A 16,709-nucleotide genomic window follows, 5' to 3' on the forward strand; every position below is an offset into this window, starting at 1 on the left:
CTCCGCGTCACATCGGTCGGGTGCGCGGCGCCAGGGGCCCCTTCGCGACCTTGTGCGGGGCCGCCTGCGCGACCGGCTTGATGGTCACCAGGTCGAGGTTGACGTGCGCGGGGAGCTCCACCGAGGAGACGATCGCGGCGGCGACGTCCTCCGCGACCAGCGGGTCGGGGACCTCGGCGTAGACCGCGTCGGCGCGCTCCCGGTCGCCGCCGAAGCGGACCAGCGAGAACTCGTCCGTGTGCACCATCCCCGGCGCGATCTCGATCACGCGGATCGGCTCGCCGGCCAGCTCGAGCCGCAGCACGGCGACGAGCGCGTGCGCGGCGTGCTTGGCGGCGTTGTACCCGCCTCCGCCCTCGTAGGCGACGTGGCCGGCGATCGAGGTGACCGTCACGATGTCCGCGGAGGTCCCGCTCCCCCGGATCCCGGCGCGCAGCAGCGGGAGCAGCGCGCTGGTCACCAGCTTCACCGAGAGCACGTTGATCTCGAACATGCGGCGCCAGTCCTCGGGGTCGGACTTCTCGACCGAGTCGAGTCCGAGCGCGCCGCCCGCGTTGTTCACGAGCGCGTGCACGGGCCCGGAGGAGGCGAGGTGGTCGCGCAGCGCATCGACCTGGGCGGCGTCGGTGAGGTCGGCGGCGAAGTACCCGGCGCCGGTCTCGGCGGCGAGCGCCTCCAGCCGGTCGCGCCGGCGCGCGACGGCGACGACCTCCCAGCCGTGCTCGCGGAACAGGCGGACCGTGGCCGCCCCGATCCCTGAACTCGCTCCTGTCACGACAACGCGTCGATCCACGCCCGTCCCCTTCCGTCAAGCCTCGGACACCGTCGACGCCGTCGTCGCAGCCCAACGCTAGTCTGGCCGCGTGCCGCCCGCCGACCCGGTTCCCGCGACCGCCGGGACAGCCGTTGCCCCGAAGCGCCGCGTGCCCCTCTGGGACAACGCGCGCTTCGTCTGCGTGACCCTCGTCGTGATCGGGCACGGCGTCCAGCGGCTGACGGCCAACTCCGACACCTCGCTCATCGTCTACCTGACGATCTACGCCTTCCACATGCCGGCGTTCGCGATCATCTCGGGCTACTTCTCCAAGAGCGGCGCACCGAGTGCGCGCGCGATGCGGCGGGTGCTGACCGACATCCTCCTGCCCTACCTGATCATGGAGACGATCTGGACCCTGGTGCAGTTCCTGGTCGAGGGCAAGCAGGAGTTCAACCCCACGAAGCCGAGCTGGACGCTGTGGTTCCTGCTCGCGCTGGGGATCTTCCGCCTCGTCCTCCCCTACCTGGCGCTGCTGCGCTGGCCGCTGCTGATCAGCGTGGTGCTCGCGGTCGGGGTCAGCTACTACGACAACATCGACTCGACCTTCTCGCTCGCCCGCGCGATCGGGATCCTGCCCTTCTTCGTGTTCGGCTGGCGCCTGCGCGGCTTCGCCCCCGGCGGCCGCTCCGCCGTCGACCGCTGGCTCGCCCAGCCGCCGTCGCGGGTGCTCCTCGCCCGGATCCTCGCCGTCGTCCTCTTCGCGGTCACGGCGGTCGTCATGACCGTCAACATCGAGGCGTTCCGCGCGGCGGACCTGCGCTACTGGTTCTTCTACGACCGCCCCTACGACGCCCTCGGCGAGACCCAGTGGTGGGCCGGACTGGTGCGGCTGGCCCTGATGTCCGGGGCGGTCGTGCTCTCGCTCGCGCTGTTCGCGCTGGTGCCGCGCCGCCGCACCGCGCTCACGGCCTGGGGGCAGTCGACGATGTACGTCTACCTCCTCCACAGCTTCGTCCTCTATCCGCTGCGCGAGTCCGGGATCCTCTCGCGGACGGAGAGCACGCTCGCCCTCGTGCTGATGATCGTGTTCTGCGTCGCGGTCTCGGTCGCGCTCTCGCTGGGCTGGACCCGCACCGTCTTCCACCGGCTGGTCGAGCCCCGCGCAGCCTGGCTCTTCGCTCCGGCGGCCGATGAGAGGCCCCGGCGCCCGGACCGCGCCGACCCCACCGGCGCCAAGCGCGACCGGCAGCCCGAGCGGCGCTGACGGCCGTTACCCCGTGTGTCGGCGGTCCTGGCCGCCCGGCGGACCCCCGCGTACGCTCGTCGCGACGGAGAACGGCCCCGTCCCCGACCCCGACGATCCGATGGGAAGCACCATGACCGACTCCGAGAAGTGGCAGTTCGAGACCAAGCAGATCCACTCGGGAGCCGCGCCGGACCCGGTGACCAAGGCCCGCGCGACGCCGATCTACCAGACCACCTCCTACGTCTTCGACAACGCGGAGCACGCCCAGAACCTGTTCGCGCTGGCGGAGTTCGGGAACATCTACACCCGCATCCAGAACCCGACCCAGGCGGTCGTGGAGGAGCGGCTCACCGCCCTCGAGGGCGGCTCCGGCGCCCTGCTGCTCGCCTCGGGCCAGGCCGCCGAGACCGCGGCCGTGCTCAACATCGCCCAGGCCGGCGACCACATCGTCTCGTCGTCCTCGATCTACGGCGGCACCTACAATCTCTTCAAGTACACCCTCGCCAAGCTCGGCATCGAGACGACCTTCGTCGAGAACCAGGACGACCGCGAGGAGTGGCGCCGCGCCGTCCGCCCGAACACGAAGCTGTTCTTCGCCGAGACCGTCGGCAACCCCAAGATCAACATCCTCGACATCCGCACCGTGGCCGATGTCGCGCACGACGCGGGCGTGCCCCTGATCGTGGACAACACCATCGCGACGCCCTACCTCATCCGCCCCTTCGAGCACGGCGCGGACATCATCGTCCACTCGGCGACCAAGTTCCTCGGCGGCCACGGCACGGTCATCGGCGGCGCGATCGTCGACGGCGGCCGCTTCTCGTGGACGGCGAACGCCGAGCGCTTCCCCGGCCTCACCACGCCGGACGAGTCGTACCACGGCGCCGTCTACACCGCCGCGGTCGGCGACTCCCTCGCCTACATCATCAAGGCCCGCGTGCAGCTGCTGCGCGACCTCGGCGCCTCGATCGCCCCGGCGAGCGCCTGGCAGCTCATCCAGGGCATCGAGACCCTCTCGCTCCGGATCGAGCGCCACGTGCAGAACGCGCAGGAGATCGCGGAGCACCTCGAGAACCACTCCGACATCGCCTCGGTGAACTACTCGGGGCTGCCCACCTCGCCCTGGTACGCCGCGGCCAACCGCTACGCCCCGAAGGGCGTGGGCGCGGTGCTCTCGTTCGAGCTCAAGGGCGGAGTGGACGCCGGCCGGGCCTTCGTCGACTCGCTGGAGCTGTTCTCGCACCTGGCCAACATCGGCGACGTCCGCTCGCTGGTCATCCACCCGGCGTCGACCACCCACTCGCAGCTCTCGCCCGAGCAGCAGCTGACGGCCGGGGTCACTCCGGGCCTGGTGCGCCTGTCAGTGGGACTCGAGAACGTCGACGACCTCCGCGCCGACCTCGACCAGGCCCTCCGCGCCGCGCGCGCCGTCGTCGAGGCCTCCCGCGCGAACGCCTGAGGCCCCTCGGCGCCCTGACGGGGTCCCCGCCCGCGGGGACGCGTCAGGGCGCTCCGCGCTCGGGCGGAGGAATGCGGGAGCAGGGCGTAACAAACGGCTCCGCCCCGCGGCGCTCTGACACGATGGACAGCGCTATGGACTGGCAGCAGACTCTCGAGGACACGGTCCCGTCGGCGTTCGTCACCGAGCGCCAGCTCCTCTCGGTCATCGGCAAGCCGCCCGCCACCGGAGCCTGGCGCGACGGCGACCACCCGGGCGGGCGCCGCTTCGTCGACCTCGGCCCGTTCGACTTCGAGGCGGGCGGCCACCTCCCCCACGCCCGCATCGCCTACGAGAGCTGGGGCGCGCTGAACGAGCGCCGCGACAACGCCGTCCTCGTCCTGCACGCGCTGACCGGCGACTCCCACCTGCTCGGCCGCGGCGATCCCGGCCACGCGACGGACGGCTGGTGGTCGGGACTCGTCGGCCCCGGCCTCGTGATCGACACCGACCGCTTCTTCGTGGTCGCCCCGAACATGCTCGGCGGCTGCCAGGGCTCCACCGGGCCCGCGTCCCTCGCCCCCGACGGCCACGAGTGGGGTGCACGGTTCCCGTACACGAGCATCCGCGACCAGGTGCGGGCGCAGGCGCAGTTCAGCGACCTGCTCGGCGTCGAGCGCTGGCACACCGTCATCGGCGGCTCGATGGGCGGGATGCAGGCGCTGGAATGGGGGATCGACCACGCGGAGCGGGTCGCGCGCCTCGCGGTCCTGGCCGCTCCCCCGCGGGCCACGGCCGACCAGATCGCCCTCAACTTCGTGCAGCTCGAGGCGATCCGCAACGACGCGGCCTTCGCGGGCGGCGCCTACTACGACGCCGGCGACGGCCAGGGCCCGTACCACGGCCTCGCGCTCGCCCGCCGGATGGCTCTGCTCAACTACCGCAGCCCCTCCGAGCTCAACGACCGCTTCGAGCGGAGCTGGCAGTCGGGGCTCAGCCCGCTCGGCGGCGGCGGCCGCTTCGCGGTGGAGTCCTACCTCGACTTCCACGGCAACAAGTTCACCCGCCGCTTCGACGCGAACAGCTACATCACGCTGGTCGAGGCGATGAACTCGCACGACGTCGGCCGCGGCCGGGGCGGCGAGGCGGCGGCCCTCTCCCGGATCACCAGCCCGACCCTCGTCCTCGGCATCGACAGCGACCGGCTCTTCCCGGTCGAGGGGCAGCGGATCATCGCGGCGCACGCTCCGGGCGCCCTGGACGGCGAGGAGGTCGCGGTGATCACCTCGACGTTCGGCCACGACGGGTTCCTCATCGAGGACGACGCGGTCGGCGCGCACCTCGCCCGGCTGCTGGCGCATCCCGCGACGGCCTGACCCGCCCGACTCCGGCGCGGTTCGACGCCCCGAACCGCGCCCACCGGCCCGGCCAGTGGCTATCGTGAGACGGGGGCCAGCCCCGCGCCACGACCGGAGGGGGCCAGAGCGTGCCGATGATCCGCAGCGCCCGCGAGCGCGACCGGCTGCTGCGCCACTCCGCCTGCGGGATCGGCCTGCTCACGGAGGCGGGGGCGCTCGGCATGGCCCTCATCCCCGGGACGCTCCAGCCCGCCGCCGTGCCGTTCGCCGTCGCGCTGCTCCTGGGCATGATGGCCGCCCACGTCGAGCTCGCCCGGACGGGGCGCCGCAGCCGCGTGATCGCCGTGGCCGTCGGCGGCCTGCTGCTGGGCTGGGGCCTCGCGCTGGGGCTCGCTCCGGGCGCCGACTTCGCCGGGTTCGTCCTCGTCAACACCGCGAACGCCGTGACCGCGAGCATCGCCGTGGTCGTGACGACGTCCGCGCGCCGTCTGCTCCTGCTGCTGCCGGTGCTCCTCCCGAGCCTGATCCCGTCGGTGCTCGTCTCGAGCGGCACCATGATCCCCACCGTGGTCGTCCAGAGCCTGCTGCCCTGGGGCACGCTCTGCGGCTTCGCCCTCTGGATCAGCACCGCGGTCCCGCGAGTGGTGCGGCGGATCGACAGCATCGGCAACGCGCACCGCGTGGAGCGCCTGGCCAGCGAGACGGAGGCGCAGCGCCGGCAGGGCGCGCGGCTCCTGCACGACACGGTGCTGGCCACCCTCACGCTCCTCGCGCACTCGGGCCGCGGAGTGTCGGTCGAGGCACTCCGGCAGCAGGCGGCCCAGGACGCGCAGCTCCTGCGCCAGCTCCGGCTCGGCGGGACCCCCACGCCGAGCGCGTCCGGCTCGTACCAGCTGACCAGCGTCACCTCCGCCCCCGCGGCCAACACCCTCGAGACCGTCCGCAACCGCTTCGGCCGGATGGGGCTCGACGTGATCTGGCACGGCTCCGGCCAGGTGGCTCTCACCGGCGCGGCTCTCGACTCCTTCGTGCTCGCCCTGGCGGAGTGCCTCGAGAACGTGCGCCGCCACTCCGGCGTCGCCTCGGCCGACGTGACGATCACCGAGGACGAGACGACCGTCCGCGCGATGGTCACGGACGCGGGCGCGGGCTTCGACATCGCGACCGTCCCCGACACGAAACTCGGCTTCAAGGAGTCGGTGATCGCCCGGCTCGGCGACGTCGGCGGCCGCACCCGCCTGTTCAGCGCCCCCGGATCGGGGACGACCGTGGTGCTGGAGGTCCCCAAGTGAGCCCCGGACCCGAGTCGCGGGCCCCTCTCCTGGGACGCGTGACCGCCACGCACGGCCGCTCGTCCCGGTCGGCCCGCTCGGTCCGCCGCCAGCAGGAGGGGCTCGGCACCAACTACCTCGGCAGCGGGCTCAACGGCATCGCCGCCGCGATCCTCGCCTACGAGCTGCTGATCTTCCTCTCGACCTCTGCCCGCTACAGCGACCTCGCGCCCGCGGCGATCGCCTGGGTCCTCGTCGTCCTGGCCTTCGGATCCACCGTCCTCGCGATCCACCTCGGCGGACGCCGCCTGCCGCTCCCGGTCTACCTCTGCTTCCTCGTCGCCGTCGGAGCCGCCGTCGTGCTCGACCTGGTGGCCGTGACCGACTCCGGCGCGGCCCGCACCGTCCCCACCGCCGCGGTCGCGGGCGCCGTCGCGCACGCCGCCCTGATCGTCCACCGGCGCGGGATCGAGATCCTCGCGGTGAGCGCCCTCGTCGCGATCGCCGAGGTGATCGCGTTCCTCTCGATGGAGTCGGGCGGAGCGGGCGCGCTCTCGGTGCGCATCAGCGCCCTCGTGGTGACGATCGCGCCGGCCGTCGTCGTGGTCGTGATGATGCGCGGGTTCCGCCGGATGGTCCAGCTCGAGATCGACCGCGCCCTCGTGCAGAGCACCACGCTCGGCCCGCGGTACGCGGTGGGGATGCTCGCCTCGGAGGAGCTCGCACGGCTCGACCTCGCCGCCGAGCGCCTCCTCGCCGAGGTGGGCGACGGCTCGGTCCGGCTGCCCCTCGACGCCCAGCGCGCCGCCCACGCGACCTCGCTCGCCACCCAGCTCCGCCTCCACCTCATCGAGGGGCGGCGCGAGACCTGGCTGCACCACGCCGTGCTCGAGTCCGAGCTGCTCGCACCGCTCGTCGAGCTCGACGACCCGGACGGCACCGCCGGACTCCTCGGACACCAGCAGCGCGACGGGCTCCTCTCGGCCATCTGGCTGATCGCTGACAGCGCGACCGGGCTCGCCGTGGTCCTCCACGTCGAATCGGGCAGCCCCCGCGACCCCGGAGCCGCGACGTCCGCCCGAGGGCTGCTCGTGCCGATCACGCTCCACTCCTCAGGCGCGCCCTTGCGCGGCGTCGATCCTGCGACGTGGGAGGCTATCGCTCAGGTCGGCGTCTTCCGCGACACCTCGCGCGACGGGGAGCTCCGGATCGAGATCGACTGCCTGGTCGAGAATCCCGCCGACCGGTGAGCAGCCGCCGAGAGACCGCCGACGACCGCCGACCGAAGGACACCGATGACACCCACCGCTGACGCGAAGATCACTCTCGCGGTCGTGGACGACCACAAGATGCTCCTCGGGGCGCTCACGGAGTGGATCCGCGGAGCCGCCTCCGACATCCAGCTGGTGGCCGCGGTCGCCTCCTGGCCCGAGCTGCTCACGCACCCCGAGTTCCCCGTCGACGTCGTCCTCCTCGACCTCGACCTCAAGGACAACATCCCGATCTCGGTGAAGCTCTCGACCCTCAAGACCACCGGCGTGAAGACCGTGCTGATGAGCACCTACTCCGAGCCCGCCGTGGTCCGCGAGGCGCTCGCCTCCGGAGCCCTCGGCTACCTGGTGAAGACCGAGGACGCGGACATGATCGTCGAGGCGATCCGCGCGGCCAAGGACGGCCACTCCTACATCTCGCACGAGCTCGACATGGCGCTCTCCACCGGCGACTCCGACGGAGCCCCGAAGCTCAGCGCGCAGGAGCGCCGTGTGATGGCCCTCTACGGCGGCGGCGAGCCGGTGAAATCGGTCGCGTTCGAGCTGGGCATCTCGGAGGAGACGGCGAAGTCGTACCTCAAGCGGATCCGCGAGAAGTACCGCGTCGTCGGCATCGACGTCGGCACGAAGGTGGCTCTGCGCAAGCGCGCCATCCACGACGGGATCCTCATCGAGACGGACTGAGTCGTCTTCCGCGGCGGTCCCTGCCCGCCGCGGCGCGGTCGGCTCCACGAAGTGGTGCGTTCCGCAGAGCGGGGTGCGTCGCCCGGCATCGATCCGCTGGCACGCGGATCGCTGTCAGCGGGCTCTGCGAGGGCGCGGCGGTCCCTGCCCGCCGCGGCGCGGTCGGCCTCTCGACGTGGTGCGTTCCGCAGAGCGGGGTGCATCGCCCGGCATCGATCCGCTGCCCCGCGGATCGCTGTCAGCGGGCTCTGCGAGGGCGCGGCGGTCCCTGCCCGCCGCGGCGCGGTCGGCTCCACGACGTGGTGCGTTCCGCAGAGCGGGGTGCGTCGCCCGGCAGTGATCCGCTGGCACGCGGATCGCTGTCAGCGGGCTCTGCGAGGGCGCGGCGGTCCCTGCCCCACTGCGGGGCGCGCCTCCTTCATGCCGGTCGAGTAGCCGCGGGACGCGACGTGTCGAGACCCCGGACCACGTCCGTCAGGGGCCGAGGACGGCGACCGTCATGCCGGGGGCGACGGCGGGGGCGTCCATCGCGGCGAGGGCGTCGGGCAGGTCCTCGAAGGCGATGGTGCGGCCGACGGAGTCGGCCGGGCGCAGACGGCCGGCGACGATGTCGTCGAGGAGGGCGGTGTAGCCGCTCCGGGCGATACCGTGGCTGCCCAGCAGCTCCAGCTCCTGGGCGATGACCCGCCCGAGCGGGATCGCCGGTGCCGCGTCGGGGCCGAGGAGCAGACCCACCTGCACGTGCCGGCCCCGCGGACGCAGGGCGGCGATCGACGCCTCCGCCGTGACCCTGCTGCCGACGGCGTCGATCGCCAGATGCGCTCCTCCTCCGGTCGCCGCTCGGATCGCCTCGGCGGCGCCCTCGCCTCCGAGGACCGTCACCGCCCCGAGCGCGGCCGCGGCCTCCCGCGCCGGAGCGGAGACGTCCGACGCCACCACCCGGGCTCCGGCCGCGAGCGCGACGATCACCGCGGAGAGGCCCACCCCGCCGCAGCCCAGCACCGCGACCCACTCCCCCGGGGCGACCCGGCCGCGCTCGTGCAAGGCGTGGTACGAGGTCCCGAACCGGCAGCCGAGGCCGGCCGCCTCGACGAAGCCGACGGAGTCGGGCAGGCGCACCAGGTTCAGGTCCGCACCCGGCACGACCACCGCCTCGGCGAACGACCCGTCGAGCGTGAACCCCGGCTGCTGCTGGCGGAGGCACACCTGCGTCGCACCCTCCCGGCACTGCTCGCAGTCGCCGCAGGCGAACACGAACGGCGCCGTGACCCGGTCGCCGACGTCGAAGAGCGACACCTCGCCGCCCGTCGCGATCACCGTCCCGGCGAACTCGTGCCCGGGGATCTGCGGCAGGACGACCGAGTCGTCGTGCCCCTTCCACGCGTGCCAGTCGCTCCGGCAGACCCCGGTCGCCGCGACGCGGACGACGACGCCGTCGACGGGGCAGACGGGCTCCGGGACCTCGACGATCGCGGGGAGAGCGGAGAAGGACGAGTAGCTGACGGCGCGCATGCCGCGAGTCTTCCAGAGGCCCGGGCCGCGCCGCGGCTCACAGAGCGTCGACCGGGACGCCGTCGGTGTCCGGCCGGGCCGACTCGCGGTGGACCGGGTAGACCGTGCCGCGCGCGCGGTCGATCGCGATGCTGCCGAGAGCGAGCACGATGCCCGCCGCGGTCAGGCCGACGCCGACCCAGATGGGCGACAGGTAGCCGAGTCCGGCGGCGATCGTCAGGCCGCCGAGCGCGGCGCCCACCGAGTTGCCGATGTTGAGGGCGGAGTGGTTGAGCGCGGCCGCGATCGTCTGACTGTCCCGCGCCACGTCCATCAACCGGGTCTGGATCGCGGGCGACGCGGCCGCCGAGAAGCCCGCCGAGAGGAACGCGAACACCACCAGGCCGACGACCGACGAGGCCGACAGTGCGAGCCCGATCAGCGAGACGCCGACGCCGGCGAAGAACACCACCAGCGCCCGCCGCACGTCGCGGTCGGCGGCCCAGCCGCCGACGAGGTTGCCGACGGTCATCCCGAGGCCGATGACGACCAGGATCCACGGGACCGCGCCCAGCGGCAGACCCGTCACCTCGGTCGCGAGCGGCGAGATGTAGCTGTACATCGCGAAGAGTCCGCCGAAGCCGATGGCGCCGACGAGGAGGGTCATCCAGACCTGCAGGCGCCCGAACGCCCGCAGCTCGTTGCGAACGGTCGCCGCCGGATTCCCGGGCTGCGCGGGCACCAGCAGCTGGACGGCCACGACGGTCAGCGCGAAGAGCACCGCGACCACGAGGTAGGCGCTGCGCCAGCCGGCCACCTGCCCGACCCAGGTGATCGCGGGCACGCCGACGACGTTCGCGATCGTGAGCCCGGAGAGGACGAACGCGACTCCCTTGCCGCGCTTGCCGGGACCCATCAGGTCGGCGGCGACCAGGGAGGCGATGCCGAAGTAGGCGCCGTGCGGGAGCGCGGCGACGAAGCGCGCGGCGAGGACGAGCGGGAAGCTCGGCAGCAGCGCCGAGCCGATCGTCCCGACGGTGAAGGCGACCAGGAGGGTCAGGAGGAGCCTCTTGCGCGGCCAGCGCGCCGCGGCGGCGGCGATGGTGGGGGCGCCGACCACGACGCCGAGCGCGTAGGCCGAGATCAGCATCCCGGCCTGCGAGACGGCCTGCTCCTGGCTCGCGGCCCAGACCCCGGGGAGGAGGTCGGCGGCGAGCTGCGGGAGGAGCCCCATCGCGACGAACTCGGTCGAGCCGATGCCGAAGCCCCCCATCGCGAGGGCGAGCAGGGCGAGTCGGGTCCGAGCAGGCGAGAACGTCACCGGACAAGGCTACTCAGGATCGAGCGGATGTCGAATCGATTCGAGCCTTCCCGGGCGCGAGAGGTGGCGGCGGGAACCCGCTACTCCCCCAGCGCGTCGTTCAGCCGGGCGATCTTGCCGTCGATCTCGCCCGAGTAGCCGGGGCGGATGTCCGCCTTCAGGACGAGCGACACGCGCGTCCCGAACGCTCCGACGGCCTCCGTGGCGCGCTTGACGACGTCGAAGACCTCGTCCCACTCCCCCTCGATCTCGGTGAACATCGAGGTCGTCCGCGACGGAAGGCCGCTCTCGCGGACGATGCGGACGGCGGCGGCGACCGCGTCGTGGACGGACGCGTCGGGCGCCTCGCCCCCGGACGGTGCGACCGAGAATGCGACGAGCATGGGAGCCTCCTTGACTGCGCGTGCCGCGTGCCGGCCCCGCGCCCTCCGAGCCTACGAGCCCTGGGGCGCCAGGCGGGTCTCCCCGGTCAGCGACGACGCGGGAGTCGTGACGCCGGATGCGACGACCCGCGCCGTCCCCATCCGCCACAGCTCGCGCAGCAGCCAGCCGAGCAGCACCACGAGCAGGACGTTCCGCACCGTCAGCACGAGCACCATCCACCAGTGCGACCAGAGGAGGAAGAGGTAGAGGTACGGGTAGACCACCTGGGTCAGAGCAGCGGTGACGAGCGTCAGCTTGGCGGGCCGGTCGAACGCGCCGTCGCGGCACGCGATCAGCCCGGCGATGACGGGCGGCGCGAGCCACACGATGTACTGCGGCGAGAGCACCTTGTTGGTGTCGATGAACACGACCACGAAGGTCAGCGCGAGCAGCGGGAACAGCCTGGCGGGGTCCGCCCGACGGGCGAGAGCACGGGCACCCAGCAGGGCCACGCCGAGCATGGCCAGAGCGAGCAGCGGGGTCATCAGGCTCGCGGCGGTCTCGGTGCCGGGCCCGTGCATCTCGAAGGTGTTGATGTCGGCGGCGTAGTAGACGTAGCTCCCCGATCCCGGGAGGACCGACAGCCACATCCAGGGGGTGCTCACGACGGCCTCGATCTGGAGGCCCCGATCCGTCTGATCGGTGACGAAGCTGAAGACCTGGTCCCCGCCGCCGACGAGGACGACCGCGAGCACGATGATCACGGAGGCGACGGCGGGGACGAGGATCATCCGGAGTCGTCCGCGCAGGACCAGCACGGCGGCGGCGAGGATCGCGGCAGGCCACACCTTGATCCAGGTGGCGACGGTCAGCAGGAGTGCCGCGACGCCCGGACGGGTCGCCGCCCAGAGCATCCCGGCGATGGCCGGCGGCGCGGTGAAGGCGTCGATGCGGCCGATCGCGATCGGCCCGAGGAGGACGAGGAACAGCAGCCACCAGCGCGCCGCGGCGAGGCGCGGTGCCGACCGGCCGCGCAGCAGCAGGGCGAAGGCGGCGGCGTCGGCGATCGCGACGAGGACGAGCCACATCAGGTCGTAGCCGGCCGAGCCGAAGAGCCAGGAGGCGGCGATCGGGCCCCAGGCGAGGATCGGGTAGACCCAGCCCGTGTCGATCCCGGCGATGCCGCCGCCCTCGACGGCGGTCCTCATCCACTCCTTGTAGACGATGCTGACGTCGCCCATCGGCAGACCCGGAGCGAACAGCGCCAAGAGGGAGAGCACCACGTGCACCAGCGCGAAGGCGCCCCAGAGCACGGCGACGGAGTCGCGGTTCTCGCGCAGCCGCGCGAGGGGGCGGGAGGACGCTCGAGGAGGGGAGGACGGCACCGCGTCATTGTAGAGGGGCCGCTGAACGGGACCCTGGCAGCACCTGAGCCCGCCTGAGAGCGCCGCTCCCGTCGGGCATCAGCACCCCGGCGGGAGTCGGTACCCGGCGGACCCTCAGTGCCCGCGGATCCTCAGTGCCCGCGGATCCTCAGTACCCGGCGAACGCGTCGGTGCGGATCCGCTTCGCCCCGGCACCGCGCAGGGCGCCGCGGACCGAGTCGACGAACGACGGCGACCCGGAGACGTAGCCCACCCGCCGTCCGGCGTCGGGCACCGCGTCCGCGAGCAGCTCGGCGCTCAGTCGTCCGGTCACGTGCGACCACCCTGCAGGCAGCTCGGTCGGCGCCTCCTTCGAGCAGAGCACGACCCGGGCACCCGACTCCTGCAGCAGGTCGCGGTACGCGACGTCGGCGAGGCTCGGTGCGGCGACCACGACGACGACGTCGCGCCGCGGACCGTCGGCGAGCGAGCGCAGCTGGCTGGCGAACGGGGTGATCCCGATGCCGCCCGCCACCAGCAGCAGCGGCACGGAGGCGTCGTCCGGCAGGACGAAGTCGCCGCCGACGCTCGTCGCCCGGAGCGAGTCGCCGGGCTCCAGCGCGGCGAGGGCGCGCTTGAAGCTGCTCGCCTTCTCCGGCATCCGCAGGGCGATCGCGATCTCGCCGTCGGACGGAGCGGAGGAGACCGAGAAGGTGCGTCGGCTGCCCCGGCTGTCGGCGCGGTGCGGCAGGTCGAGCTCGAGCCACTGACCGGGCTCGAAGGTCAGCGGCGAGCGGGAGCGGAAGCGGTACTCCGCGATGCCCGGCGTCAGCACGCGGGTCGAGGCGAGCTCGAGCGTGTGCCGGCGGCGCTGGCGGAACGCGAAGGCGAAGGCGAGGGCGTTGCCGACCACGAGGCCCAGCTCCGGGGTGGCGGAGATCACGCCGACGTGGAACGGGACGCTCGCCACGAGCGCTGCGACGACCGCGATGATCAGCTGCTGCGAGCGGCGCGGCGCGAGCGTGAGCGGCTCCGTCAGCATGAAGGCGCCCGCGAAGACGAACGGGTAGGCCGTGAGGACCAGGGCCGCCGCGGCTCCGAGGTCCTGGCCGTTCTGCACTGCCTGCTGCACCGAGACTCCGCCCGCGACGAGCACGAAGACGGCGAAGACCGCCCAGCGGCGGACCCGCGCCACGATCAGGAGGGAGCCCACGACGACGAACGGCCAGATCGCGCCACTGGCGATCCACCAGGCTCCGGCGTTGAGTCCGGTGAAGCCGATGATCAGCACGGCGACCGCGGCCGGGTTGAAGAGGTGGCGGCCCCGCCAGGCGAGGACGTACTTGGACGCAGCGGCGATCGCGCCGACGAGCGCGATCACGGCGAGCCCCCGGGGATCCGCCGTCGGGAAGAGCAGGCAGGCGATCAGCAGACCGGTGACGAGCGAGGACTCCAGGTGCGCGCGGCTCCGGAACAGCCTCGCGAGGACCGCGCTGACCAGGGCCGTCGAGGCGACGGCGACCAGCGTCGTGCCGAGGATCTCGAGCGGCGTCGAGAAGATCAGGCCGGCTGCGGCGAAGCCGACGGCGACGAGCAGGAGCGCGGCGAGCGTCATCCAGACCAGCCGGTAGGTGGTGACGCGGCCGAGGGCGCGGTCGAAGGTGCCGATCATCGGAAGACCTCTCCGGGGAAGGAAGGCGAGTAGTGGAGGGTGCCGTCGCTGCGGACGCGGACGAACTCGAAGTCGAAGCGCTCGGCGAGGATCTCGGGCGGGCAGACGAACAGCGCTGTCGCGAGCCCGTCGGCGACGAGGGCCGTGTCGGCCACCGCCCAGGCGGCGACGATGCTCTCGACCGGAGCGCCGGTCCGCCCGTCGAGGACGTGGTGGAGGCCGCTGCCCCAGGCGCGGCGGTTGCTCGCCGAGCCGCAGAGCGCGCGCTCGCCGGGCACCGCCACTCCCAGTGCGCTGCTCGGGTCCCACGGGTGCTCGAGGCCGACCCGGACGGGTCCGGCTCCGATGCCCCGGAGGTCGCCGCTCGCGTCGACGAGGGCGGGCCCGGCTCCGGCGAGCTCCTCGAGGACGAGGTCGACGAGCTGGCCCTTGCCCGCAGCGCCGACGTCGACGACGGTGCCCGGCTCGACCCGCAGTCCCGCCGCCCCGCGACGGGCTGAGGCCCAGGAGGGAGCGGGGACCGCGGGTCCGCGCGGGACGAGGGTGTACGCGGAGTCGTAGCCGAGCTGCTCGAGCGGGCCGCCGACGAAGGGGGTGACCGCCCCGCCGGTCAGCTCGTCGAGGACGTCGTACAGCGCGAAGAGATCGACCGCCTCGTCGGGGAAGACGTGCTCGCCGCCGACCCGCAGCTGCGAGACGGCGGAGTCGTCGCGGAACCGCGACCAGGTGCGGTCGTACTCCGCGATCCGCGTCTCGACCCGCGCGCGGTGGGAGGGCCCGAGCCGCTCGGCGGTGTCGATCTGCCAGCCGGTGCCGATCGCGTCGAACCGCCATGCGTGGCCGAGGACCGTCGGGGCGTCAGGCCGTGGCATCGGCCTTGATGGTCTCGACGGCGTCGTTGAAGCCGCCGGAGGTGAGGGAGGACCCCGACACCTTGGAGACCTTCAGCTCGTCGAGCTGCTTGCCGACGACCTCGCCCGCGATGCCGCCCGCGAAGCGCGACTGGTACTGCTGGCCGGTGGGGTTCTCGGACTCCGGGGTCACGGTCACGTCGGTGACGACGCCGTCGGCGAGGGTCAGCGAGACGCCCACCGTCTCGTTCCCTCCGGGCGAGGTGTAGGCGCCCTCTGCCTCGTAGGTGCCGTCGGCGTAGCTGCTGCCGCTCGCGGCGGAGGACGCGGCGCCGGTGGCCTCGGGGGCGGAGCTGGTGGCGGTGCTCGGAGCGGTGGTGGTCGCCGCGTCGGCGGCGTCGCTCCCGGTCGTGGTGGTGCTGGAGCAGGCGGCGAGCGCGGCGAGGGTGCCGGCGCCGGCGAGGAGGGTCAGGGCGTAGCGGGCGGGAGTCGTGGTCTTCGCGGTCATGTCTGTTCTCCTGGTCAAGGCGGACGCGGCGGATCCGACGGTAGAGGTGCTCGCTTCGAGCAGCCGATGAGGCGGCGGTGCGGGGCCGGTGGGCCGGGCCGCGGGCGTCGCTTCCTCCAGGACAACGGCGGAGGTCCCGGTTCGGTTCAGGGCTCGTCCGACGGGCGTGTCAGCGCAGGAGTGCGGCGACCACTCCGGCCAGGTGCTCCGCGATGTCGAGCGCGGCGATCGGGCCGCCGGCGGAGGCGCTCCGTCCGGCCTCCGCGTGCAGGACGGCGGCCGCGGCGGCCAGGGGGGCGAGATCCTCCGCGGTCAGGGTCTCCCCGGCCGCCTCGGCGTCCGCGGCTCGACCGGCGAGGAGGGCGCCGAGCACCCCGCCGAGGACGTCGCCGCTGCCCGCGGTCGCCAGCCAGGGCGTGGATCCGGAGACCTCGAGCTCGACGGAGCCCGCGGCGACGTGCGTGGTCCCGCCCTTGAGGAGGACGCAGACTCCGAGGCGGTCCGCCGCCCGGCGCGCCCACTCCCTCGGGGCCTCCGCGATCGTCGCGGCGTCCGCGTCCAGGCCCGCTCGGCCGAGCACTCCGGCGAGCTCGCGGTAGTGCGGCGTGAGGACGACCGGGCCGGCGGCCTCGTCGATCAGGTCGAGCGCTCCCGCGTCGAGCACCACCGGGACTCCCGAGTGCAGCTGCTCGATCAGGGTGCGACGCTCCTCGTCGCTGCGGTCCTCGGCGCTGGTGCCGGAGCCGAGGAGCCAGGCCTGCACACGTCCCACCGCGGTCACGACCTCCGGCCGCCGGGCGAGCACCAGGCCCGAGGGCCGCTCCGGTCCGAGGTAGCGGACCATGCCGACTCCCGTCCGCACCGCCGCCTCGACGCCGAGCACCGCCGCACCCGGGTACCGCTCCGACCCGGTCGCGATCCCCAGCACTCCGCGCGTGTACTTGTCGTCGTCCTCCCGCGGCACCCTGATGCTCCGCGCCGCCTCCGCCGTCCCGACCCGCTCACCCATCCCGCCACCCTACGTCGCCCTCCGGACGCCCCGACGGTCCTCGGCCACGCATGGCGGTTCGACGCGATCGGCACCGGCTGGCAGATCGACACCGCCGAGCGGCTC

15 protein-coding genes are annotated in these 16,709 nt (G+C 73.3%); 6 read left to right on the forward strand and 9 right to left on the reverse strand.

All coding sequences use genetic code 11. The annotated features are described in order from the left end of the window. Positions 1-7 precede the first annotated feature (7 nt). Positions 8-793, reverse strand: a complete 786-nt coding sequence (locus tag C5C24_RS01170) for an SDR family oxidoreductase (RefSeq protein ID WP_258064998.1) — start codon at positions 791-793, stop codon at positions 8-10. A gap of 130 nt (positions 794-923) precedes the next feature. Between C5C24_RS01170 and C5C24_RS01175 the strand changes: the two genes are divergently transcribed. From C5C24_RS01175 to C5C24_RS01200, 6 genes are all read left to right on the forward strand, one after another. Next, positions 924-2,021 carry an acyltransferase family protein gene (locus tag C5C24_RS01175; RefSeq protein WP_104304085.1) on the forward strand — a complete coding sequence of 366 codons (1,098 nt, stop codon included), beginning with the start codon at positions 924-926 and terminating at the stop codon, positions 2,019-2,021. Positions 2,022-2,133: 112 nt separating this feature from the next. After that, a complete protein-coding gene (locus tag C5C24_RS01180; RefSeq protein WP_104304107.1) occupies positions 2,134-3,462 on the forward strand; it encodes a bifunctional o-acetylhomoserine/o-acetylserine sulfhydrylase in 1,329 nt (442 codons plus the stop codon). Positions 3,463-3,596: 134 nt separating this feature from the next. Continuing rightward, positions 3,597-4,817: a homoserine O-acetyltransferase gene (locus C5C24_RS01185; protein WP_104275277.1), complete on the forward strand. Its 1,221-nt coding sequence runs from the start codon at positions 3,597-3,599 to the stop codon at positions 4,815-4,817. Between the two features lie 116 nt (positions 4,818-4,933). Continuing rightward, positions 4,934-6,091 carry a sensor histidine kinase gene (locus C5C24_RS01190; RefSeq protein WP_104275278.1) on the forward strand — a complete coding sequence of 386 codons (1,158 nt, stop codon included), beginning with the start codon at positions 4,934-4,936 and terminating at the stop codon, positions 6,089-6,091. 38 nt (positions 6,092-6,129) lie between these two features. Beyond that, positions 6,130-7,320 (forward strand): hypothetical protein, encoded by a 1,191-nt coding sequence (locus C5C24_RS01195; RefSeq protein ID WP_146082488.1) that lies wholly within the window; start codon positions 6,130-6,132, stop codon positions 7,318-7,320. Between the two features lie 45 nt (positions 7,321-7,365). Then, positions 7,366-8,025, forward strand: coding sequence for a response regulator (locus C5C24_RS01200; protein WP_104224447.1), 660 nt, complete (start codon positions 7,366-7,368; stop codon positions 8,023-8,025). A gap of 474 nt (positions 8,026-8,499) precedes the next feature. Here C5C24_RS01200 and C5C24_RS01205 read toward each other — a convergent pair whose 3' ends face one another. The 8 genes from C5C24_RS01205 to C5C24_RS01240 all read right to left on the reverse strand — a co-directional run bounded on the left by C5C24_RS01205 (position 8,500) and on the right by C5C24_RS01240 (position 16,604). Then, a complete protein-coding gene (locus C5C24_RS01205; RefSeq protein ID WP_104304086.1) occupies positions 8,500-9,537 on the reverse strand; it encodes an alcohol dehydrogenase catalytic domain-containing protein in 1,038 nt (345 codons plus the stop codon). A gap of 37 nt (positions 9,538-9,574) precedes the next feature. Further along, complete coding sequence (locus C5C24_RS01210) at positions 9,575-10,789, reverse strand: MFS transporter (RefSeq protein WP_104275408.1); 1,215 nt, start codon at positions 10,787-10,789, stop codon at positions 9,575-9,577. Between the two features lie 128 nt (positions 10,790-10,917). After that, positions 10,918-11,220, reverse strand: coding sequence for a thiamine-binding protein (locus C5C24_RS01215; protein WP_104224449.1), 303 nt, complete (start codon positions 11,218-11,220; stop codon positions 10,918-10,920). Positions 11,221-11,271: 51 nt separating this feature from the next. Next, complete coding sequence (locus tag C5C24_RS01220; RefSeq protein ID WP_104275281.1) at positions 11,272-12,585, reverse strand: glycosyltransferase 87 family protein; 1,314 nt, start codon at positions 12,583-12,585, stop codon at positions 11,272-11,274. A gap of 148 nt (positions 12,586-12,733) precedes the next feature. After that, positions 12,734-14,236, reverse strand: coding sequence for an oxidoreductase (locus C5C24_RS01225; RefSeq protein ID WP_104275282.1), 1,503 nt, complete (start codon positions 14,234-14,236; stop codon positions 12,734-12,736). Continuing rightward, positions 14,233-15,108 carry an FAD:protein FMN transferase gene (locus C5C24_RS01230; RefSeq protein WP_104304087.1) on the reverse strand — a complete coding sequence of 292 codons (876 nt, stop codon included), beginning with the start codon at positions 15,106-15,108 and terminating at the stop codon, positions 14,233-14,235. The genes C5C24_RS01225 and C5C24_RS01230 overlap by 4 nt, the downstream gene beginning before the upstream one ends. Continuing rightward, positions 15,095-15,595, reverse strand: coding sequence for an FMN-binding protein (locus C5C24_RS01235; RefSeq protein WP_104275284.1), 501 nt, complete (start codon positions 15,593-15,595; stop codon positions 15,095-15,097). The genes C5C24_RS01230 and C5C24_RS01235 overlap by 14 nt, the downstream gene beginning before the upstream one ends. A gap of 169 nt (positions 15,596-15,764) precedes the next feature. Further along, positions 15,765-16,604, reverse strand: a complete 840-nt coding sequence (locus C5C24_RS01240; protein WP_104304088.1) for an ADP/ATP-dependent (S)-NAD(P)H-hydrate dehydratase — start codon at positions 16,602-16,604, stop codon at positions 15,765-15,767. Positions 16,605-16,709 lie beyond the last annotated feature (105 nt).

This window comes from Rathayibacter sp. AY2B3 (assembly GCF_002931755.1).
Classification (GTDB): domain Bacteria; phylum Actinomycetota; class Actinomycetes; order Actinomycetales; family Microbacteriaceae; genus Rathayibacter.

Excerpts from the sequence above, each read along its gene's own strand:
- C5C24_RS01225 (WP_104275282.1), bottom strand. The coding sequence starts at position 14,236 with ATGATCGGCACCTTCGACCGCGCCCTCGGCCGCGTCACCACCTACCGG.
- C5C24_RS01205 (WP_104304086.1), bottom strand. The coding sequence starts at position 9,537 with ATGCGCGCCGTCAGCTACTCGTCCTTCTCCGCTCTCCCCGCGATCGTC.
- C5C24_RS01230 (WP_104304087.1), bottom strand. The coding sequence starts at position 15,108 with ATGCCACGGCCTGACGCCCCGACGGTCCTCGGCCACGCATGGCGGTTC.
- C5C24_RS01180 (WP_104304107.1), top strand. The coding sequence starts at position 2,134 with ATGACCGACTCCGAGAAGTGGCAGTTCGAGACCAAGCAGATCCACTCG.
- C5C24_RS01210 (WP_104275408.1), bottom strand. The coding sequence starts at position 10,789 with ATGGGGGGCTTCGGCATCGGCTCGACCGAGTTCGTCGCGATGGGGCTC.
- C5C24_RS01240 (WP_104304088.1), bottom strand. The coding sequence starts at position 16,604 with ATGGGTGAGCGGGTCGGGACGGCGGAGGCGGCGCGGAGCATCAGGGTG.
- C5C24_RS01215 (WP_104224449.1), bottom strand. The coding sequence starts at position 11,220 with ATGCTCGTCGCATTCTCGGTCGCACCGTCCGGGGGCGAGGCGCCCGAC.
- C5C24_RS01190 (WP_104275278.1), top strand. The coding sequence starts at position 4,934 with ATGATCCGCAGCGCCCGCGAGCGCGACCGGCTGCTGCGCCACTCCGCC.
- C5C24_RS01235 (WP_104275284.1), bottom strand. The coding sequence starts at position 15,595 with ATGACCGCGAAGACCACGACTCCCGCCCGCTACGCCCTGACCCTCCTC.
- C5C24_RS01200 (WP_104224447.1), top strand. The coding sequence starts at position 7,366 with ATGACACCCACCGCTGACGCGAAGATCACTCTCGCGGTCGTGGACGAC.
- C5C24_RS01185 (WP_104275277.1), top strand. The coding sequence starts at position 3,597 with ATGGACTGGCAGCAGACTCTCGAGGACACGGTCCCGTCGGCGTTCGTC.